Raw genomic sequence first — 19,872 nt, 5'->3', positions numbered from 1 at the left:
GGTGTAGCGTCGGGCCACCGCCGGAGGGGTTGCTCATCGGTACCCGGTGTCGAACGCCGGGTTTTGAGCACTGTTCGGTAAACGTTTCCGAGAACTGATTTCTTCCCGAAGGTTCAGTGTGCGCTGTTGGCAGGCAAACGGTTGGAGCGGGCGGGCGGTTGCGTCGGGCATCCAAAATCGCCACATCATGTTGACCTTCCATCCACTGGAAGGCCTATTTCCTCCGACAAAGGAGATTTCCGTCATGAACATCGGCGTCGCATCCGAAAAATCCGGCTTGCCGGCCAAGACGATCCGTTACTACGAGGATATCGGGCTCTTGCACCCGGCCCGAACCGACAACGGCTATCGCGATTACTCGACCGCCGATATTCACCGGCTGCGCTTCCTGCAGCGCTCGCGAAGCCTGGGGTTTTCGGTCGACGAATGCCGCCAGCTGCTGTCGCTGTACCAGGACAGGGAACGTGACAGCGCCGACGTGAAGGCGATCGCGAAAGCCAAGCTGGTGGAGATCGACAGGAAGATCGCAGAACTGGTCGGATTGCGCGGCTTGCTCCACCATCTGGTCAGTCACTGCCACGGCGACGAGCGGCCGGATTGCCCGATCATTGACGAGCTGGCAGGACAAGGCGTGGCCCAGTGAGGCTCGCAGCCGCTGTAACGGTGCTGTCGCTTGCCTGCGTCTCAGTCGTGCTCGCTGCCGCCCATTCGGGCCGTGATGGGGTCATCGAGGCTCGCCAGGCCTCGATGAAGGAAATGGCCGCGGCGGCAAAGGCGATCGCCGGGATGTTCGACGGCAAGCAGGCCTATGACGCCGTGGCTTTCAAGGCGGCGGCCGAGACCATCCGCGCCCGCACCGGCCCTGCCTTGATTGCCGAATTCCCCAGCGCGACGTTGGGTGCGCCTTCAGGCGCCAAGCCGGATATCGACTCCGCCCGCGCGGAGTTCGAAGCACTGGCTCGTCATATCGGGACGCTGGCCAGCGCCCTGGCCTCCGACGCCGAGCGGGCGCCGCCTCGCATCACCGACGATATGAGAATGGGTTCCGGCCTGGCAATGGGCGGTGGCAGCCTGCTTGGCAAGCGGCCGGCGGCGGAAGCCGATCCCGCTAAATTGCCGGCAGAGCACCTCCTGCATCTTATCTTGCAGGATTGCTCGAGCTGCCATTCCAAGTTCCGGCAAAGGACCATGTGAAAGCCCACCGATCCGCGAGATATATTGCTGCAGGACCGGATGGCTGCTTGGTCGGGTGCGGCGCTGGACTACAAGCCTTGGCTGATCGAGCGTGACCGCCTGTTCTCAGCCGTTGACACGATCGATGGCGATGGCGGCACAACGCGCGGCTTGCTGCTTTTCGTAACACTGTTCGGGACAGCGACAGGACGCGCATCGTTCCAGAGCGTGACAATAAAAGTCCAATGTCGGCAAAGTGGTGGGACCGGACGTTCTCAATGCGGCTTTAAGAGCGAAGCTGAACGGACGCGATCAGTTCGCGCTGTCACGCGAGACCAACATCACAGTCGGCGGGTCATCTGCGACGACGTCCAGACAGGTCGATCCAGTCACGCAGCGAAAGTGTTTCGCTCCCCGATAGCTGTCTTTAATCGCGGGTTGATGGAGTAGAAAGTCAGCACCTTCGACCTGATAGAGAAAATGCTCCCCAATCAGCCCTTGTCGGGTTATTGGCAGATCCTCGAGGTTCAAGACGTGCTCGTCGCACATTCTCATAACATAGCTGGCATGAAAGTGGACACGAAGCGCCTTGGTTTTATCGTGTGGCACGATGAACGTCGCCAAAATCGCGTCGCCGTCAGAGCGAAGGCTGATGAGGTCGCTGACGCTGCTTCTGATCGGCGTGTCTAAGGACAACGGTATATACAGAACCAAAGGGGGCCTCCGGCGGATGACGGTCGACGAGTGGTCGCAAGCAGTCAGTCCAGCTATCATCATACGACCTAGGCCGTCGACCTAATGTCCCGGCCCGGCGCTTAACTCGATGCGGCGCCATGCGGCCGGCGATATCCCACTGAGCGCTTGAACTCGCGCCCGAAATGACAGACGTCGCAGAAACCGCAGGCCTCGGCGACCTCGGCCAGCTTACGGTTGCTCCGCACCAGCAGCGATTGCATCTGCATCAGCCTCTCACGCATCAGCCACTGGTGCGGGCTTGTCCGCAGATTCTTTTGGAATAACCGCCGGATCTGCGAGGGGCCGAGGCCGGCAAACACGAAGCTGGTCCGCCGCCGTCCGAGCGCTTCCGGGTTCGCCGCGCATGCGACGGGCATTCTTTGTCGTCAGCTCCGCTGCAGCTGACCCGCCATGAAATTGCGCCAGCCGCCGAAATGCGAAATCTCCTCTGCATCGGTGAGGCCGGCACTTTCGACGAGGAAGCCTTTCGGCGAAGTTCCGTCATCGAGCAGAAGCGTGCCGATGCCGAGCGGCGGCGGGATCGCGGCGACGAAACGGCCGAAGGCTTGCGGCGACAGCCGCCAGACTTCGACCTCGATCGCTGTCCCCTTGCCGTTGCAGCTGCGCTCGAGCCCCGGTCGCGGCACCGACTGGCCGGCGAGCGCGTAAAGCCGGTAGAGCGGCGCCGTACTGGCAGCCCGGGCGAAAATCGCGCCGAGTTGCTGCAGCTGGCCGTTCAGCGCCATGCCCGACAGATGCGCGCCGACGACGGCCAGTTCGATCGTGCCTTCGTCCACGTCTACGCAAGGGTCGCCACGCTGCGGCAGCGGCCAGCCTGTAGCGCCCAGCGCAAGGCCGCTTGCCGCATGGACATCGCGCGCAAGCGACGCCGTCAAATGGTCCTTGCCCGCCGCGGCAAGCAAGGTGACGCTCGTCGGCAAACCGTCGCTACGAATTCCGGCCGGCACGGCTATGCCGCACATGTCGAGCAGGTTGACGAAGTTGGTGTAGGTGCCGAGCCGGCTGTTCGTGACGATCGGATCGGCGAGAACCGCCTCGACCGTGTAGTGGGTCGGCGCGGTCGGCACACAGAAGAGATCGACCGAGGTGATGACCGGCGCAAGCCTGGCCTTGTAGGCCTGCAAGGCATAGAGCCCGTTGAAGGCGTCCGCTGCGGAAAGCTTTCGCGCGCCGCCGATGATCTGCCGCGTCACCGGATGCATGGCGGCCTCGTTGGCGTCCATGAAGTCCTTGATCGCGGCATAACGCTCGGCCACCCAGGCGCCTTCGTAGAGCAGGTTGGCGGTGGCGTAGAAATCACCGAACGGGATTTCGACCAGCCTGCAGCCCAGCGTCTCCATCGAGGCAAGGGCGGCCTCGAAGCCCGCCTGCATCGCCTCGTCGCCGAAGAAGGTCCAGTCGGCCCTGGCCGGCACGCCAACCGTCAGCACCGGCGGGCACGCGGTAAGCGGTTGGACGCCGAGGTCACGCGAATAGGGATCGGCGTCGTCCTTTGCCGCCGCCGCCTCGAACACGTGGTAGGCGTCGTCGACGGTGAGCGCGAAGACCGAGACGCAGTCGAGCGTGCGGCAGGCCGGCACGACGCCGGTGGCCGACAGCGCGCCGACGCTCGGCTTCAGCCCGACGATGTTGTTGAGGCCTGCAGGTATGCGGCCCGAACCGGCCGTGTCGGTGCCGAGCGCGAACGAGACGATGCCACGCGCCGTCGCCACGGCCGAGCCGCATGAGGAGCCGCCCGGCACCAGCTTCGGGTCGATCGCATTCCTCGGGATTGGATAGGGCGTGCGCACGCCGACCAGGCCGGTGGCGAACTGGTCGAGATTGGTCTTGCCGACGACCAGCGCGCCGGCGGCCTTGAGCCGCGCGACGACTGTGGCATCTTTCGCCGGCAGATAAGCAAATTCGGCGCAGCCGGCCGTCGTCGGCATGCCCGCAACATCGATGTTGTCCTTGACCGCGAACGGTACGCCCCACAGCGGCTTTGCCACGGGATCGAAGAGGCCGAGCTTTTCCGCCTCGGCCAGCATCTCCGCCCTGCTCGCCAGATGGATGAAGATGCCGGGGTCATCGGCCGCTGCGAGCCGCGCATGGACCGTATCGATTATCTCGCCGATGCTGACGCCGGCCCGATAGGCAGCGTGCAGGCTCGCAATATCGAAATGGATCTCGCTCATTCGGCCTCGCCCAGAATGACTACCGGCAGGTTCCACTGAATGAGCACCACGCAGCCGTCTTTTGTCCATACCGAATGCTCGGTTCCGACCGGGTTCAGGATCACGCTGCCCGCGGCATGATCGCCATTCTCGTCGCTCTGTGTGCCTTCCAGCACGATGATCGTTTCCAGCCCCGCATGGCGATGGCGCGGCACGCTGGCGCCGGGCCGGTAGTTCAGGATCGCGACCGACGGTTCCGTCGGTCCGCCCTTGAGCAGCCAGTGCGCCGTAATGCCATCGCGGAAATGCCCGAACGCCAGATCGCGCCAGCCACCATTGAGGAGGCCGGCAAAGGCAAGGTTAGGCATTGGCAATCCCCTCGAGCACTTGGTCGGTTGTCGCCGTCCAGCCGACGATGGCGCCCTGCGCCCTGATCATGGCCAGGGCGGCCGCCTTGAACTCGGCAAAATAACTCTCGGTGGCATCCTCCGCCAGCAGGCATTCATAGCCGCGGTCGTTGGCCTCGCGCATCGTCGTCTGCACGCAGACCTCCGTCGTCACCCCGGCAAAGACGAGTTGCTGTGCGCCGAGCCGCTTCAGCTCGTCGCCGAAGCTGGTGGCATAGAACGCGCCCTTGCCCGGCTTTTCGATGACGATCTCGCCAGGCAGTGGGGCAAGTTCATCGAGGATCGCCGTTCCCGGCTCACCGACGATCAGCACGCGACCCATCGGCCCGACATCGCCGATCCGGATCGACGGGTTGCCGCGATTGCGCTTGGCTGGCGGCAGATCCGAAAGATCTGCCTTGTGGCACTCCATCGTATGGATGACCGGCAGCCCGGCCGCGCGAAAGCCCTCGATCAGCCTCTTCACCGTCGGCACGATCGCCGTGATGCGGCTGACGTCGTTGCCGAGGCTGGCGCCGAAGCCGCCGGGTTCGGCAAAGTCGCGTTGCATGTCGATGACGATCAGCGCCACCGCCTCAGGCCTGAAGGCAAGCGGAAACGGCAGCGCCTCGATCTCCGCCATCAGTGATGTCCCGCCATGTGCTCGCCGATCGTCTGCACGCTCGCCTGCGCGATCGGCGTCTCGTAGACCAGCGCGCCGTCCGACATGACGAAGATGCGGTCCGAGAGCTCGAGCAGCTCATCAAGGTCCTCCGACATTAGGAGCACTGCGGCGCCGGCATTGCGCGCCTTCATGATGCGGGCGCGGATTTCGGCGACGGCGGAGAAGTCGAGTCCGAAGCAGGGGTTCGACACGATGAGCAAATCGACCTCGCCGGTCAGTTCCCGCGCCAGCACCGCGCGCTGCACATTGCCGCCCGAGAGCGACGAAATCGGCGAAGCGAGGGATGCCGTCTTGACCTTGAACTGTTCGACTAGGCGGGCCGCGTAGTCCCTGATCGCACTCATCCTGATCCAGTTGACCGGCTTGCCGGCCTCGTTGAGGTCGAAGGTGCGGAAGGCCATGTTTTCCGCCACCGTCATCTTCGGCGCGCAGGCATTGCGCAACGGCTCCTCCGGAATGAAGCGGACATTGAGCGTGCGCGCCTCGCTGCGGCTGGCGCCATAGGGCGAGCCTTTCACCAGAACGTCGCCGCCATTGCGCGCCCGCTGTCCGGCTAGCACTTCGAGAAACTCCTTCTGGCCGTTGCCGGAGATGCCGGCAATGCCGACGATCTCGCCGGACTTTACATCGAGCTCGCCGATGTCGATGGTTTTCAAGCCGGTGCGGTCGGGCGCCTTCAGCGACTTTACCGTCAGCACCTGCCTGGCGCCGGCCGGCACCGGAGCGCGGCTGTCGAGCGCGGCGATCGGCTGGTCACCGATCATCATCGCCGCCATCTGCTTGTGCGAAAGCTCCGAGACTTTGCCGGTTCCGGTCAGCCTGCCCTTCCGCAGCACAGTGATGTCGTCAGCAAAGGCCGTCACCTCGTGGAATTTATGCGAGATCATCAGCACGGTAAGGTCGCCGGTCCTGGTCATGTCGCGCACCAGGCCAAGCACTTCCTGCGCCTCGCCGGGAGTGAGCACCGAAGTCGGCTCGTCGAGCACCAGGAAACTGCGGCCGAGATAGAGCTGCTTGATGATTTCGAGCTTCTGCTTCTCACCCGCGGCAAGCTCGGCAACCTTGACGTCGAGCGGCAGCTTGAACGGCATGCGCTGCATGAATTGCGCAAGCGCGGCGCGCTCCTTGCGCCAGTCGATGATGCCGGGCACCTTCTCGCGCGAAATGACCAGGTTCTCCGCACCGGTCAGCGACGGGACGAGCGTGAAATGCTGGTAGACCATGCCGAGCCCTAATGCCGAGGCGTCCTTGGGACTGGCGATTGCGACCTCGCGGCCTTCGACCAGCATGTCGCCGGCGGTCGGGTGGTAAAAACCCATCATGCATTTGACAAGCGTCGATTTGCCGGCGCCGTTTTCGCCGAGCAGCGCATGAAACGATCCCGCCGGCACCCTGATCGAGACGTCGTCCAGCGCGGTGAAGGCGCCGAAGCGCATGGTCATGCCGATGGTCTCGACGCCGACGGCTTTCTTGCCGATGCTTCCACTCAAGATCGTGTCCTCACGGCAGCTGCGCTACGAAGGATGCCGAATTCGACACCGCGCCGAACACGCCGCCCTGCATCTTGATCATCTTGATCGCAGCGAGATGGTTGCCGTAGTCGGTCGCGCCGCAGCAATCCTCCAGCATCACGCATTCGAAGCCGCGATCGTTGGCCTCGCGCATCGTCGTGTGGACACAGACATCGGTGGTGATACCGGTCAGCACGATGTTTTCGATGCCGCGCTGATGCAGGATCAGCTCCAGGTCGGTGGCGCAGAACGAGCCCTTGCCCGGCTTGTCGATGATCGGTTCGCCCGCCGCCGGATAGAGGTCGGGGATGATGTCCCAGCCGGCTTCGCCGCGCACCAGGATGCGACCGCAAGGTCCGGGGTCGCCGATGCCGGCATTGATGCGGCGCGAGCGCCAGCGCTTGTTGGCCGGCAGGTCGGCGAGATCGGGCCGGTGGCCCTCGCGCGTGTGGATGATGGTGTAGCCCTTGGCCCGCATGGCTGCGAGCACCGACTTGATCGGCTCGATCGGCGCCCGCACCAGCGAAAGATCGTAGCCCATATGATCGACATAGCCGCCCGGCCCGCAGAAATCGGTCTGCATGTCGATGATGATCAGCGCCGTATTGTCCGGCCGAAGCTCGCCATTATAGGGCCATGGATAAGGGTCGGCGTCGATGTAGCGCTGGGTGATCTCGGCTCTGGCGTTCATCGGAAAAACTCCAGTCATTTGGTGATCGACAATTCGCCCGGCGCGCCGGCAAGCGAGCGGCTCGGCGACGAGGTGGCGATCATGATGATGAGCGTGAGGATGTAAGGCGCGGCGTAAAAGAGATAGTAGCCCTGCGTCACCCCGACCGATTGCAGTGCCGGGCCTAACGCGCCGGCGCCGCCGAACAACAGTGCCGCCGCAAAGCAGCCAAGCGGATTCCAGCGCGCGAAGATGACCAGCGCCACCGCCATCAGCCCCTGTCCCGACGAAATGCGTTCGGTCCAGCTGCCGGGGTAGTAGAGCGACAGATAGGCGCCGCCGATGCCGGCGAGCGCGCCGCCCACGCCTGTCGCAAGCAGGCGCACGGTGTTGGGATTGAGGCCCATGGCGCGCGCCGCATCGGAGCTGTCGCCGACCACCCGCACGATCAGGCCGGCGCGCGTGTTGCGGAAGGCCCACCATAGAAACACGGCAAGTGCCGCACCAATCAGGAACAGCACGTTGACGTTGAGCGCCGCCTGCACCTGCGGGATATCCGACCAGCCACCGAAGGCGATAGCCGGCAGGTCTGGCGCCGAGGGCTGGATGAACGGCTTGCCGAAGAAGAAGGCGAGACCCGAGCCGAACAGCATCAGTGCGATACCGATGGCGATGTCGTTCACCCCGCGGAATTTGCAGATCCAGCCGTGGAACAGGCCGAAGCAAAGACCGGCACCTGCGGCGGCCAGCAGGCCGAGCCATGGCGAGCCGGTCATCACTGCGACGGCGTAGGCGGTCATGGCACCGAAGACCAGTGTGCCTTCGAGGCCGAGATTGATGCGGCCGGAGCGCTCGGTGATGGCTTCGCCGAGCGAGACGAAGATGAAGGGCGTCGAGACGCGGATGGCGCCGCCGAGAATGGCGAGCGGCACGCCCCACAGGCCGATCTCGGTCGCGTCCATCAGGAACCCCTCTTCCACAGATCGGGATTGAAGACCTTGAAGCGGCCGTAAAAGGTTTCGCTGAACAGGATGACCACGAACAGCATGCCTTGCAGCACCAGCACGGTGGCGTCGGGTAGGTCCATGCGGCGTTGGATCAGCCCGCCGGAAGCGCCGATGCCGCCGAGCAGGAAAGCGACCGGAATGATGGCGAGCGGATTGTGGCGGGCGAGGAAGGCGACGAGGATGCCGGTATAGCCATAGCCGGCGGCGAGCGAGGCGTTGGCGCTGCCTTGTACGGCGCCGACCTCCAGCATGCCGGCCAGCCCGGCGAAGCCGCCGGCCAACCCGGTGAAGCCGACGATCAGCGGCCCGACGGCAAGCCCTTGCACCTGGGCCGCCCTGACATTGCCGCCGGCGATGCGGGCGGCAAAGCCCCAGCGCGTCTTTTCGATCAGCAGCCAGGACAGGACGCAGGCGAGAATGCCGACGACCAGGCCCCAGTGCACGTCCATGCCTGGAATGTTGCCGATGCGGTAGGCGTCCACCAGCGGCTCGGTCGAGGGTTTGTTGAGCGAGGCCGGATCGCGCAGCGGCCCTTCGACCAGATGGTTCATCAGCGCGATGGCGATATAGGCCATCAGCAGGCTGGAGATGGTTTCGTTGACGGCGCGGTAGTGGCGGAGTGCGCCGACGGCACCGATCCAGATGCCGCCGGCGACCACGCCCGCCGCGCCCATCAGCAGGATGACCACAAAAGCCGGCGCGCCATTCGCCGCGACGCCGATGGCGGCGGCGGCAACGCCGCCCAGCACGATCGCGCCCTCGCCGCCAATGACGACGAGTCCGAGCCGTGCCGGCAGCGCCACGCAGAGCGCTGCCAGTAAAAGCGGTGCTGCCCGCGACAGCGAGTTCTGGATCGAGAACCACGAGCCGAAGCCGCCGCGCCACATCGTCTCGTAGAGTTGCAACGGCGATTTGCCGACCAGCGCGATGAACACGCTGAACAGCGCCATGCCGACGATCAGCGCCGCGAGCGGTATGACGAAGGCTTCCGCGCGCCGCGCCGCCCATTCGAGCGCCGCCGGATAATTCCTGGCGCCAAACAGCGCCGGTGCGCCCGCAGTGCTGACCGTGTCTGCCATGGCCCCGTCTCCGATCCGGTTCAGGCGGTCGAACCGACGACGCCCTCGACGAGGTAGTCCATGCTTTCGAGTTCGAGCGCGGTCTCGACGAAGGCCTGGCCCTCGGTCGCGACGACGACGCCCTTGTTGCTCTTCAGCGGACCCTTGATGACGGAAAAGCCGCCTTTCATCATTTCGGCCAGCGTGCCGTCGAACTGCTTGCGGGCGGCGGCGCCAACAGCGGGGCCGAGCGGGCTCATCTTGACGAAGCCGTCGGCCAGGCCGCCGCGCGTGAAATTGGGCAGCGGTGTGCCGGCCACCAGATCGTCGACGAACATCTTGTAGACCTTGGCCCAGTTCCATTCCGCGCCGGTCAGGTATTTTTCCGGCGCCAGCGGGCTCTGGTTGGCATGATAGCCGCAGACGAAGGCGCCACGTCCGGCCGCCGTCTCGACCACCACCTTGGGGCTGTCGACATGGCAAGTGATGACGTCGGCACCCTGGTCGACCAGCGCATTGGTGGCCTCCGCCTCCTTGACCGCCAGCGACCACTCGCCGGTGAAGATCACCTGGCAGGTGATGGTCGGGTCGACCGAGCGTGCGCCGAGCAGGAAGGAATTGATGTTGAGCAACACCTGCGGGATCGGCTTTGCCGCGACGAAGCCGAGCTTCTTGGTCTTGCTGGCGTGGCCGGCGACGACGCCGTTCAGATACTGGCCCATGCCGATATAGCCGAAATAGGAACCGGCATTCATCGGATGCTTGTCCTTGTTCCACATGCCGCCGCAATGGCGGAACTGCACGTCGGGAAATTTCGCGCACATGGCCAGCATGTGCGGATCGAAATAGCCGAACGAGGTCGGGAAGATCAGCGACGCACCGTCGAGATTGATCATCGATTCCATCGTCTTTTGGACGTCGACCGTCTCCGGCACGTTCTCCTCTTCGACGACGGAAATGCCTTCGATCGCCTTCAGCGTGGCGGCGCCTTCGGCGTGCGCCTGGTTGTAGCCGTAATCGTCCTTTGGCCCGACATAGATGAAGCCGACGGTGGCCGTCGCGGCGAAGGCCCTGCTGATCGGAAACGATGCCGACGCAAGGCCGAGCGCAGCTCCGGCGGCGGAAGTCTTGAGCAGGTCGCGGCGGCTAAGCATGAATTTCTCGGACATTGAATGCTCCCTCTGTGGGGCCTTTGGGGCCGGTTAACACCTCAATGAAAGAAGTGTATGCAATCAGCATGCCAGTTTCAGAAATTGGATTTATTCAGCAATATCAATGAGCATGCCGATGTGGACTGCACAAAGCCGGAGCAATTGCATACACTTTTTGCCTTCAAAATCGCCAATTTGACATGAAGGCTAAAACATAGGCATACAGAGCTGCGGAGGAATCGAAGCCGGTGAGTGGCTTACGGCTCTCGCGAAAAGACTGGACGGAGGAGACGTGTCGGGAAAGCGCAATTTGATCAGGTCGGGCACGACCGTCGATCAGATGGTGAGGGCGATCAGCGACCGGATCGTCACCGGCTTCCTGCGTCCCGGCGAAAAGCTCGACGAGGCCTCGCTCGCCGCCCGCTTCGACGTCTCACGCACGCCGATCAGGGAAGCGCTCAGCCGGCTCAGCGCCATGGGGCTGGTCGAAAGGCGACCGAACCGTGGCGCCACCGTCGCCGTGGTGACGCAGGAGCACCTCGCCTCGATGTTCGAAAGCATGGCCGAGCTTGAAGCGATCTGCGCGCGCTTCTCGGCCGAGCGCATGACGGCCGGCGAGCGCCGCACGCTGGAGGCCGAGCATCAGGCATCGGCGCGCTTGGTGCAGCTCGGGGCCGAAGAAGAGTATGAGCTTTTCAACACCGAGTTCCACACCCGGCTCTATCGCGGCGCCCACAGCAAGCACATTTATGAGTTGACCGTCATGACCCGCGGCCGCCTGGCGCCGTTCCGGCGCGCGCAATTCATGCTGCCCGGGCGGCTGGCCCAGTCCTGGCAGGAGCATGACGCCATCGTCACCGCAATCATGCGCGGCGACAGTGCGGCGGCCGGAACAGCCGCCAAGGATCATGTCTCGATCGTCAGCGAGGCGAGCGCCGTCTTTGCCATCGGCGATCGCCCCAAAGGCAAGGCCGAGCCGTTCCCGACATCGGCTTCCTGACGTCAATCGACCAACACGGCGACCACGGCGGCGCAGTCGCCGGCCTTGACCAGCCCCGGAAAATGCCGCGCCGCCAACAGACCGGACATTTTGGCCCGTATCTCCTGCGGAGCGCCGCCGGTGCGGCCGACGGAATGGATGCGTGCCAGTACCTGGTTTTCTGCCACCGGCTCGCCGAGATCGATCATGGTTTCGATCATCCCGTCGTCCTCGGCGAACGAGAAGCAATCGCCCGACGGCATATCGAGCCAGCGGGTCGGCTGCATCTCGACCGCGCCGGCGACGATGCCGGCATGGCGCAGCACGTTGAGCACGCCGCGACGCGCGATCCGCACCGTTTCCGCGCGCGAAGTCCCGCCGCCGCCGAGCTCGGTGGTGATGAACAGCTTGCCCATCTCTTCGGCGGCGGTGTCGAACATGCCGACCGCGTCGATCTCCAGCATCTTCATCGACCATGGTGCGGAGAACGCTTCGACCGCAGCGAATCCTTTCTCCTCCAACACCTTGTCGGGCCGGATGTGGGCGGCGCAGAACGGCACGAAGTCGAGCGTCTTGCCGCCGGAGTGGAAATCGAGCGCGATGTCTGTACGGGGCAGAAGTTCGCGCTGGAAATAGTCGGCGATCTTCTCGGTCACCGTGCCGTCGGGCCGGCCGGGAAAGCTGCGGTTGAGATTGCCCCTATCGATCGGCGAGGTGCGCGTGCCGGCGCGGAACGCCGGATAGTTCATCGCCGGCACGATGATGATCGTGCCGCTTACTTGCTTCGGGTCGAGCGTTCGGGCGAGATCGTAGAGCGCCAGCGGCCCCTCATACTCGTCGCCATGATTGCCGCCGGTCAGCAACGCGCTCGGCCCGTTGCCGTTGCGGATGACGCAGATCGGGATCATCACCGATCCCCAGGCAGAATCGTCGCGGCTGTAAGGCAGCCGCAGGAAACCGTGCTGCACGCCGTCGCGCTCGAAATCGACGGTCGGCGTGATCGGTGATGGACGAAGGCTGGACATCGGGCTCAACTCTTCACCACCAGCTTGCGCGGCACATTGGCCAGGCACTCGACGCCAGTCTCGGTGATCAGGATGGATTCGGTGATTTCCAGCCCCATCGTCTCCAGCCACAGGCCGGTCATGAAATGGAAGGTCATGCCGGGCTTCAGCTCGGTGCGGTCGCCGGGACGCAGGCTCATGGTGCGTTCGCCCCAATCCGGCGGATAGCTAAGCCCGATCGGATAGCCGGTGCGGTTGTCCTTGACGATGCCGTACCTCTTCAGCACCGCGAAGAAGGCATTGGCGATGTCCTCGCACGTGTTGCCGGGCTTGGCCGCGACAAGTCCCGCCTCCATGCCTTCCAGCGTCGCCTTTTCGGCGTCGAGGAACTCCTGCGTCGGTCTGCCGAGGAACACGGTCCGGGAAAGCGGGCAGTGATAGCGGTTGTAGCAGCCGGCAATCTCGAAGAAGGTGCCCTCGCCCGATTTCATCGGCCGGTCGTCCCAGGTCAGATGCGGCGCCGATGCGTCGGCGCCCGACGGCAGCAGCGGCACGATCGCCGGATAGTCGCCGCCGATTCCGTCGACGCCGCGCGTGCCGGCATCGTAGATCTCGGCGACCAGGTCGCATTTGCGCATGCCGACCTCGATCTTGTCGACGATGCGCTGGTGCATCGCTTCGACGATGCGGGCGGCTTTGCGCATGTAATCGATTTCGGTCGGGCTCTTCACCGCGCGCTGCCAGTTGACCAGTGCAGTGGCATCGACGAAGCGGGCATTGGGCAAATGCTTCTGCAGCGATGCGAACGCAGCGGCCGAGAACCAGTAATTGTCCATCTCGACACCGATGCTGAGCTTCCCCCAGCCGCGATCGGAGAGCACGCTGGACAGAAAATCCATCGGATGGCGCTCGGTCGACTGCACGTAGTTGTCGGCATAGCCGACGATGTTGTCGTGCGCGAGATAGGCGGTGCGCTTTGCGCCGTTGGCGTCCTGGCCGCGGCCGTACCACACCGGCTCGCCCGACGGCGGCACGATGACGGCCTGGTGCACATAGAACGACCAGCCGTCATAGCCGGTCAGCCAGGCCATGTTGGACGGATCGCTGACGATCAACAGATCGACGCCCTTGGCCTCCATCGACTTCCGCGTCTTGGCGAGGCGCTCCGCATATTCGCCGCGCGAGAATTTCAAACTGGGCTGCATTGTTCTTGGTCCTCGTTTGTTGGGCCTTGCGGCCAGCATCAGCTTTCGAAAATCGTACCGGTCTTGGCCGCACGCGCACGGTCGCGGGCGAGCGTGGCGATTGCCGTGTCCTGCACACCGGTGCCGGTCAGATCGGTGACGGTGATGTCGCTGTCCGAACGCCGGCCATGCCTTTCGCCGGCGATGATGTGGCCAAGCTCGGTGATCTCGGCATCGGCCGCCATCACGCCCGCCGCGATAGCATGGTGCAGTTCGCCCAGCCGCCGCGTCTGCTTGGCGCTATCGGCGACGTAGAGATCGGCCATGCGCAGGATCGCCGGCGCGATCTCGTTCTTGTGCTCGGCATCCGAGCCCATCGCGGTGATGTGCTGGCCGGCGGAGACGAAGCCGGCCTTGATCAGTGGCTCGGTCGACGGCGTCGTGGTGACGATGATGTCGGCATCGGCCGCAGCCTTTGCCGCGTCCGGTTCGGCGTGAACGGCGATGCCCAGTCTTTCGGACAATGCGTCCGCCGCGGCTTCGGCCTTGGCGGCATCCCTTGCCCAGATGCGAGCCTCGGTGATCGGCCGCACCAGCATCAGCGCCTCGAGCTGCAGTCCGGCCTGAACACCGGCGCCGAAGATCGCGGCAATGGAAGAGTCCGCCCGCGACAGATGTTTGGCGGCGACCGCGCCGGCGGCGGCCGTGCGGATGTCGGTGAGATAGCCATTGTCGAGCAGCAGCGCCTCGACCAGCCCGGTTTTCGCCGACAGCAACACCATCATGCCATTGACGCTGGGCAGGCCGAGCTTGGGATTATCGAAAAAGCCGGGGCTGATCTTGATCGCAAAACCATCGATGCCCGGCACATAGGCGGTCTTGACGTCGACCTCGCCGCGATGCTCTGGAATGTCCAGCCGCAGGATCGGCGGCATCGCCACCGGCAAGGTAGCGAGCGCCCGGAACGCGTTCTCGACGCAGGCGACGGCATCAAGATCGAGCTTCACGATGTTGCGCAATTCGGCTTCGGTGAGGATCGTCATACGGCTCATGCTGCGCTCTCCGCAATTGCTTCGCCGCAGATGATCTTGCGGTGCAGTGTCATATCGATGTTGCGGCCGGACAGAACGAGCACCGTCGGGCCATTCGCCTTGACCTTGCCGGCAAGCACGGCCGCGATGCCAACCGCGCCGGCGCCTTCGACGATCTCGCGCTCCTGCTCATAGGCAAGGCGGATGCCGGTGGCGATCTCGTCCTCGCCGAGCAGGATCACATCGTCGAGCAGGTCGCGGCACATGGAAAAGGTCAGCCGGTTGTCGAGGCCGATGCCGCCGCCAAGCGAGTCGGCCAGCGTCGGCAGTTCCTCGACCAGCACCGGGTGCCCGGCATCGAGGCTTGCCTTCATCGCCGCACCACGCGCCATCGAAACACCCACCACCTTCGTCGCCGGGCTGACGCCCTTGACGGCAGCGGCAACGCCAGCCGCCAGCCCGCCGCCGGAAAGCGGCACCAGCACAAGGGCGGCATCAGGAACCTGTTCGATAATCTCCAGCCCGAGCGTGCCTTGCCCGGCGACAATGGCGGGATGGTCGAAAGGCGGCAGCATGATCAGCCCGTCTTCGGCGACCAGCCGCTCGACCTCCTGCTGCGCATCGTCCTGGCTATTGCCGACGATGCGGATCTCGGCGCCGAGCCGGCGGATTTCGTCGAGCTTGTTCTGCGGCACCAGCCGCGACATGCAGATCGTCGCGTGGATACCTTGCAGTTGAGCGGCATAGGCCAGCGCCCGGCCGTGATTGCCTGTCGAGGCAGCGACGACGCCACGCGTCCTCTCCTCTTCTGTCAGCGAGGCGATAGCGTTCGAGGCACCACGCAGCTTGAAGGCGCCGGTGGTCTGCCGATGTTCGAGCTTGAGATAAACAGGCTCGCCCAAGTGCTGGGAAAGACTCCGGGAAGTGACGGTCGGCGTACGCTCGACCTTGCCCGCGATGCGCTCGCGCGCGGCGCAGATATCGGAGAGGCCTATCCTGGACGTGGTCATGGCTCTGCAATCAGTTCAACGGCAGCGTCATCAGACGGCCGAATTCAGGGCGCGACATCTCATCTCCGCAGAGCCGCAGGCAATTCCAGGCCGTCGCCTGGTTGCTGGTGACGACGGGGCGGCCGATAGCCTCTTCCGTACCGACAACTGCCGCCGCCGACCGCAGCGCCGTGCAGGACACGAACAGCGCGTCGGCCTGCGGGGCCGTCATCTCGCGGGCCAGATCGACCAAGGATTTCGGTGCAATCCGCGCCATCTCGCGGTCGTCCTTGAAGCCGAGGCAAGTGAAGCTGACGATTTCGAATCCATGCTCGGTGAAATAGGCCGCCATCGGCCGGCTGGTCTCGACCGTATAGGGAGTGAGGATGCTGATCGTCCTGGCGCCCAGCGCCTTCAGGCCGCGCACCGCGGCCATCGGCGGCGTGACCACCGGCACGCCGGGCTTGGCGGCCTGCACCGCCGCCTCGATTTCGGCATCGCCGATCACGACAGAAGCCGAGGTGCAGGAATAGCAGATCGCATCGAGCGGCTCGTCGGGCAGGATCAGGGCCGCAGCCGCCGTCAGTGACGGCTGCATCTTGCGCAAATTGTCCGGCGTCGTCGGGTTAGCGTAGGGAATACGCGCGACATAGACGCCGATATGATCGCTTGCCACCATGCGGTGAAAATCCGGTTCGCTCGTATGGTCGGTTGCGAGGACGATCAGGCCGACCCGCTTTTCCAGCGGACGCGCATCGAGCGCCGGCCGGGCCGAGTGGAGGCGAATATCGAGTGCAGCGCTCATCGTTCGATCCGCCCATAACGGTGTTCCAGCCAGCGCAGCAGCACCACCGAGAACAGGCTGATGGCGAGGAAGAAGGCGCCGACCAAGGTGATCGGTTCGATATACCGATAATAGGTATTGGCGACGCTCTTGGCCTGGTTCATCAGTTCCAGCACGGTGATCGCCGACAGCAGCGGCGTCTCTTTGAACATGGCGATGAAATAATTGGCAAGCGCCGGGATCATCGGCGGAATTGCCTGCGGAATGATGATGTGCGTCCAGGTCTGGGTGGCGTTCAGGTTGCAGGCCTTGGCCGCTTCCCACTGACCGCGCGGAACATTATCGATGCCGGCGCGGTAGACCTCGGCCGTGTAAGTGCCGTAATGCAGCCCGAGACCGATGACGCCCGCCACCAGCGGCGGCAACAGGACGCCGAAATCCGGCAGCACGTAGAAGATGAAATAGAGCTGCACCAACAGCGGCGTGCCACGGATGAACTCGGCAAGGAACCCGACAGTGCGTGACAGAGCCCTGTTCGGTGACCGGCGCGCCAACGCGATGCCCAGCCCAACGATGGCCGCCAGCACCGAGCCGAGCAGCGTCGCCAGGATGGTGATCTTCACCCCCTCGATCAGCGTCGGCAGGATCTGCCGGACAAAATCCCAATCCCATTCCATTATCAGGCCCGCTCCATCAGACGCGCACCCCGTCGAGGCCGCGCGCCATCCGGCGTTCCAGCGACCGCACGCCCCATGAGATGAGCAGCGCCAGCACGAAATAGATGACGAGGATGGTGCTGAACGGCACCAGTGTATTGCCGGTCTGCGAGCGCACCACCTGCGCCTGGAAGGTCAGGTCGGCGAGCGAGATCAGCGAAACGACGGCGGTGGCCTTGAGCAGCTCGATGGCGTTGTTGCCGAAGGTAGGCAGCATCACCAGAAGCGCCTGCGGCAGGATGATATGGCGCATGGCTTGCCAGCGGCCGAGATTGAGCGCGGTGCAGGCCTCATATTGTTCGCGGCCGATCGACTTGATGGCGCCGCGCACCACTTCCGCCGCATAGGCCCCGACATTCAGGCCCAGCGCCAGCACGCCGGCCTGCAGCGGCGTCAGCGAAATGCCGGCAAAAGGCAGCACGAAATAGGCCCAGAACAGCTGCACGAAGATCGAGGTGCCGCGGAAGAACTCGATATAGGCGGTGGCCAGCGCGCGTAGCACGAAAAACCGCGACAGCCGCCCCAGTCCGGCAAGAAAGGCCATGACCAAGGCAAGCACCGACCCCATCAACGTCAATTCGATGGTGACAAGCGCTCCTTGCAATATCAGGCCGAAATAGCCGGACCATTGGGTCATTGGTCGAAAGGGCTCCGCATTGAATATTTGGCGAGGCGATCACTTCAGGTTCCTTCTCCCCGTTCGCGGGGAGAAGATGCCGGCAGGCAGATGAGGGGCAGCGCGAACCAACCAGAGTGTGGCGACGCCCCTCATCCAGCCCTTCTGGCCACCTTCTCCCGTCAACGGAGAGAAGGAAAGAACGCGCCTACTTCGCCGAGCAGAGCTTGTCGCGGCTCGTCGACATCGCCGCCGCCGCCGAGAAGCCGTAGGGTTCGATGATCTTGGCGAACTCGCCGGACTTCTTCAGCTTCGCCAGCTCGACATCATAGGCGTCGCGCAGCGCTTCGTCGCCCTTCTTGAAGGCCGCGCCGTCGCAATAGACCGGCGCACCGACCACCGGCGCGATGACTTCGAGGTTCGGATCATTGGCTTTCTTGACCAGGTCGTTGATCGACAGCACGGGCAGCGAATAGGCATCGATGCGGCCGTCCTGCAGCATCTTCAGGCCGCTCTGGCCGTCCGGCACGACAATGACGCGCTCGCGCGGCACACCTGCGGTAAGCGCCAGCTTTTCCTCGGTGCCGCCACCCGGTGCGCCGATCGTCGCGCTGGTGTCCTTGGCGACGTCCTCGTAGCTCTTGAAGCCCTTCGGGTTGCCCTTCTTCACCAGCATCGCCTCGGCGTCGCACAGCACCGGTTCCGAATAGGCGACCGCAGCACAACGTTCCGGCTTCATGAACAGGCCAGCGGTGACGACGTCGAAACGGCCGGCCTGCAAGCCGGGGATCATGGCGCCATATTCCGAAATCGAGGCGACGATATCGTTGACGCCAAGGCGTTTGAAGATTTCACGGGCAACGTCAGGCGCCGCACCCGAAACCTTGCCGTCGGCAGCGACCGCCGTATAGGGCGGCTCGTTGGCGATGGCGACGCGGGCAAAGCCTTGCGCCTTGAGCTCTTCGAGCTTGCTGTCATCGGCAGAGCCGGGCGTCGAGGCGGCCAGCACCGCCGTCAGGGCGACACCGGCGACGCCGGCCAAAATGGCAAATTTCTTCATTGTTCCCAACTCCTTGTTTGTCTGTCTTCTTGGCTTGCTTGAGGCGTCGCCGCCTCGCATGGCAGTCAGACCCGATGTCCGGCCGCAATGATCTTCTTCAGGAAACCTTGCGTGCGCTCCTGTTTGGGATGGCGGAAAATCTCGTCGGGCTTGCCCTCCTCGACTATTCTGCCACGGTCGAAGAACAGCACCCGGTCGGCGAAGTCATGGGCGAAACCCATCTCGTGGGTGACCAGCAGCATGGTCATGTCGGTCTCGGCGGCGAGCTTGCGCATGACGTTGAGCACCTCGTCGACGAGTTCCGGGTCGAGCGCCGAGGTGACCTCGTCGAACAGCATGATCTTCGGCGACAGCGCCAGCGCGCGGGCAATCGCGACGCGCTGCTTCTGGCCGCCGGAAAGCTGCGCCGGCATCGCTTTGGCCTTGTCGACCATTCCCACCATGTCGAGCAGCTCCATCGCCCGCTTCTCGGCAGCGGCCCGCGGCACGCCTTTGGTCAGCATCGGTGCCAGCGTCACATTGTCGATGACGCATTTGTGCGGAAACAGATTGAACAGTTGGAAGACCATGCCGATCTTCTGGCGCATCTTTGCCAAATGCCGTTCATCGGCCGCCAGCAGCCGGCCGTTACGCTCCATGTGATACAGCTGCTCGCCGTCGACCTGGATGTGGCCGCTGTCGATACGCTCTAGCGTCATCAGGATGCGCAGGATCGTCGTCTTGCCCGAACCCGATGGGCCGATCAGCGCCAGCTTCTCGCCGGGCATGACTTGCATGGAGAGGCCGTCCAGCACCTTGAAGGTGCCGAAGCTTTTCGAAATGCCGTCGATCTTGATAATGGGCGCCGACAATGAATTTCCCGTGCTGGAGAAGCGATGCCTTTAACGATGCGGACCGCGGCAAATCATGTCAATCAAGAAAATAATATCATGACAATATTTCGGATTCCGCACAATTTC

22 protein-coding genes and 1 pseudogene are annotated in these 19,872 nt (G+C 64.0%); 4 read left to right on the top strand and 19 right to left on the bottom strand.

The window, feature by feature from the left end; translation table 11 throughout:
* Positions 1 to 244 precede the first annotated feature (244 nt).
* The 3 genes and pseudogenes from cueR to AC0L2X_RS14200 form a co-directional block, all read left to right on the top strand.
* Entirely contained in the window at positions 245 to 643 is a 399-nt protein-coding gene (cueR, locus tag AC0L2X_RS14210; RefSeq protein ID WP_254819466.1) for a Cu(I)-responsive transcriptional regulator, read from the top strand.
* Complete coding sequence (locus tag AC0L2X_RS14205) at positions 640 to 1,194, top strand: cytochrome c (protein ID WP_473558049.1); 555 nt, start codon at positions 640 to 642, stop codon at positions 1,192 to 1,194. The genes cueR and AC0L2X_RS14205 overlap by 4 nt, the downstream gene beginning before the upstream one ends.
* A gap of 66 nt (positions 1,195 to 1,260) precedes the next feature.
* Positions 1,261 to 1,353 (top strand): annotated as a pseudogene (locus tag AC0L2X_RS14200) (phytochelatin synthase family protein); the annotation flags it as partial.
* A 132-nt stretch (positions 1,354 to 1,485) separates the two neighbouring features.
* Here AC0L2X_RS14200 and AC0L2X_RS14195 read toward each other — a convergent pair.
* From AC0L2X_RS14195 to AC0L2X_RS14150, 10 genes are all read right to left on the bottom strand, one after another.
* Positions 1,486 to 1,887 (bottom strand): hypothetical protein, encoded by a 402-nt coding sequence (locus AC0L2X_RS14195; RefSeq protein WP_473558166.1) that lies wholly within the window; start codon positions 1,885 to 1,887, stop codon positions 1,486 to 1,488.
* Positions 1,888 to 1,988: 101 nt separating this feature from the next.
* Positions 1,989 to 2,285, bottom strand: coding sequence for a helix-turn-helix domain-containing protein (locus AC0L2X_RS14190; RefSeq protein ID WP_473558047.1), 297 nt, complete (start codon positions 2,283 to 2,285; stop codon positions 1,989 to 1,991).
* Between the two features lie 9 nt (positions 2,286 to 2,294).
* Complete coding sequence (gene atzF, locus AC0L2X_RS14185; RefSeq protein ID WP_473599941.1) at positions 2,295 to 4,103, bottom strand: allophanate hydrolase; 1,809 nt, start codon at positions 4,101 to 4,103, stop codon at positions 2,295 to 2,297.
* Complete coding sequence (locus AC0L2X_RS14180; protein ID WP_473558043.1) at positions 4,100 to 4,450, bottom strand: cupin domain-containing protein; 351 nt, start codon at positions 4,448 to 4,450, stop codon at positions 4,100 to 4,102. The genes atzF and AC0L2X_RS14180 overlap by 4 nt, the downstream gene beginning before the upstream one ends.
* On the bottom strand, positions 4,443 to 5,111 hold the full coding sequence (locus AC0L2X_RS14175) for a cysteine hydrolase family protein (RefSeq protein WP_473558040.1): 669 nt from the start codon (positions 5,109 to 5,111) through the stop codon (positions 4,443 to 4,445). The genes AC0L2X_RS14180 and AC0L2X_RS14175 overlap by 8 nt, the downstream gene beginning before the upstream one ends.
* Complete coding sequence (locus AC0L2X_RS14170; RefSeq protein WP_473558038.1) at positions 5,111 to 6,643, bottom strand: ABC transporter ATP-binding protein; 1,533 nt, start codon at positions 6,641 to 6,643, stop codon at positions 5,111 to 5,113. Before AC0L2X_RS14170 ends, AC0L2X_RS14175 begins: the two co-directional genes overlap by 1 nt.
* A 10-nt stretch (positions 6,644 to 6,653) precedes the next feature.
* A complete protein-coding gene (gene biuH, locus AC0L2X_RS14165) occupies positions 6,654 to 7,355 on the bottom strand; it encodes a biuret amidohydrolase (RefSeq protein ID WP_292658819.1) in 702 nt (233 codons plus the stop codon).
* 14 nt (positions 7,356 to 7,369) lie between these two features.
* A complete protein-coding gene (locus tag AC0L2X_RS14160; RefSeq protein ID WP_352489886.1) occupies positions 7,370 to 8,296 on the bottom strand; it encodes an ABC transporter permease in 927 nt (308 codons plus the stop codon).
* The gene (locus AC0L2X_RS14155; RefSeq protein ID WP_473558036.1) at positions 8,296 to 9,420 is read right to left on the bottom strand and encodes an ABC transporter permease; all 1,125 of its coding nucleotides are present in this window, start codon (positions 9,418 to 9,420) and stop codon (positions 8,296 to 8,298) included. Before AC0L2X_RS14155 ends, AC0L2X_RS14160 begins: the two co-directional genes overlap by 1 nt.
* 20 nt (positions 9,421 to 9,440) lie before the next feature.
* Positions 9,441 to 10,568 (bottom strand): BMP family ABC transporter substrate-binding protein, encoded by a 1,128-nt coding sequence (locus tag AC0L2X_RS14150; RefSeq protein WP_473558033.1) that lies wholly within the window; start codon positions 10,566 to 10,568, stop codon positions 9,441 to 9,443.
* A gap of 322 nt (positions 10,569 to 10,890) precedes the next feature.
* Here AC0L2X_RS14150 and AC0L2X_RS14145 point away from each other — a divergent pair, with 322 nt between their 5' ends.
* Positions 10,891 to 11,550 (top strand): GntR family transcriptional regulator, encoded by a 660-nt coding sequence (locus tag AC0L2X_RS14145; protein WP_352467684.1) that lies wholly within the window; start codon positions 10,891 to 10,893, stop codon positions 11,548 to 11,550.
* Between the two features lie 2 nt (positions 11,551 to 11,552).
* Here AC0L2X_RS14145 and doeB read toward each other — a convergent pair whose 3' ends face one another.
* From doeB to ehuA, 9 genes are all read right to left on the bottom strand, one after another.
* Positions 11,553 to 12,554 (bottom strand): N(2)-acetyl-L-2,4-diaminobutanoate deacetylase DoeB, encoded by a 1,002-nt coding sequence (gene doeB / locus AC0L2X_RS14140; RefSeq protein WP_473558030.1) that lies wholly within the window; start codon positions 12,552 to 12,554, stop codon positions 11,553 to 11,555.
* A gap of 5 nt (positions 12,555 to 12,559) precedes the next feature.
* Complete coding sequence (gene doeA, locus AC0L2X_RS14135; protein ID WP_473558029.1) at positions 12,560 to 13,738, bottom strand: ectoine hydrolase DoeA; 1,179 nt, start codon at positions 13,736 to 13,738, stop codon at positions 12,560 to 12,562.
* A gap of 38 nt (positions 13,739 to 13,776) precedes the next feature.
* Complete coding sequence (locus tag AC0L2X_RS14130; RefSeq protein ID WP_473558027.1) at positions 13,777 to 14,769, bottom strand: cyclodeaminase; 993 nt, start codon at positions 14,767 to 14,769, stop codon at positions 13,777 to 13,779.
* Positions 14,766 to 15,758 (bottom strand): hydroxyectoine utilization dehydratase EutB, encoded by a 993-nt coding sequence (gene eutB, locus AC0L2X_RS14125; protein ID WP_473558024.1) that lies wholly within the window; start codon positions 15,756 to 15,758, stop codon positions 14,766 to 14,768. Before eutB ends, AC0L2X_RS14130 begins: the two co-directional genes overlap by 4 nt.
* Before the next feature lie 10 nt (positions 15,759 to 15,768).
* Positions 15,769 to 16,542, bottom strand: coding sequence for an ectoine utilization protein EutA (gene eutA / locus AC0L2X_RS14120; protein WP_473558022.1), 774 nt, complete (start codon positions 16,540 to 16,542; stop codon positions 15,769 to 15,771).
* Complete coding sequence (gene ehuD / locus AC0L2X_RS14115; RefSeq protein ID WP_352467665.1) at positions 16,539 to 17,198, bottom strand: ectoine/hydroxyectoine ABC transporter permease subunit EhuD; 660 nt, start codon at positions 17,196 to 17,198, stop codon at positions 16,539 to 16,541. Before ehuD ends, eutA begins: the two co-directional genes overlap by 4 nt.
* A gap of 16 nt (positions 17,199 to 17,214) precedes the next feature.
* Entirely contained in the window at positions 17,215 to 17,874 is a 660-nt protein-coding gene (gene ehuC, locus AC0L2X_RS14110; protein WP_254819481.1) for an ectoine/hydroxyectoine ABC transporter permease subunit EhuC, read from the bottom strand.
* 187 nt (positions 17,875 to 18,061) lie between these two features.
* Positions 18,062 to 18,913: an ectoine/hydroxyectoine ABC transporter substrate-binding protein EhuB gene (ehuB, locus tag AC0L2X_RS14105; RefSeq protein WP_352467666.1), complete on the bottom strand. Its 852-nt coding sequence runs from the start codon at positions 18,911 to 18,913 to the stop codon at positions 18,062 to 18,064.
* Between the two features lie 65 nt (positions 18,914 to 18,978).
* Positions 18,979 to 19,764 (bottom strand): ectoine/hydroxyectoine ABC transporter ATP-binding protein EhuA, encoded by a 786-nt coding sequence (gene ehuA, locus AC0L2X_RS14100; RefSeq protein WP_352467667.1) that lies wholly within the window; start codon positions 19,762 to 19,764, stop codon positions 18,979 to 18,981.
* Positions 19,765 to 19,872: the final 108 nt, after the last annotated feature.

Source organism: Mesorhizobium sp. WSM4828 (genome assembly GCF_055811175.1).
Note: the sequence above shows the minus strand (reverse complement) of the source record. Positions and strands in the feature narration are given on the sequence as shown.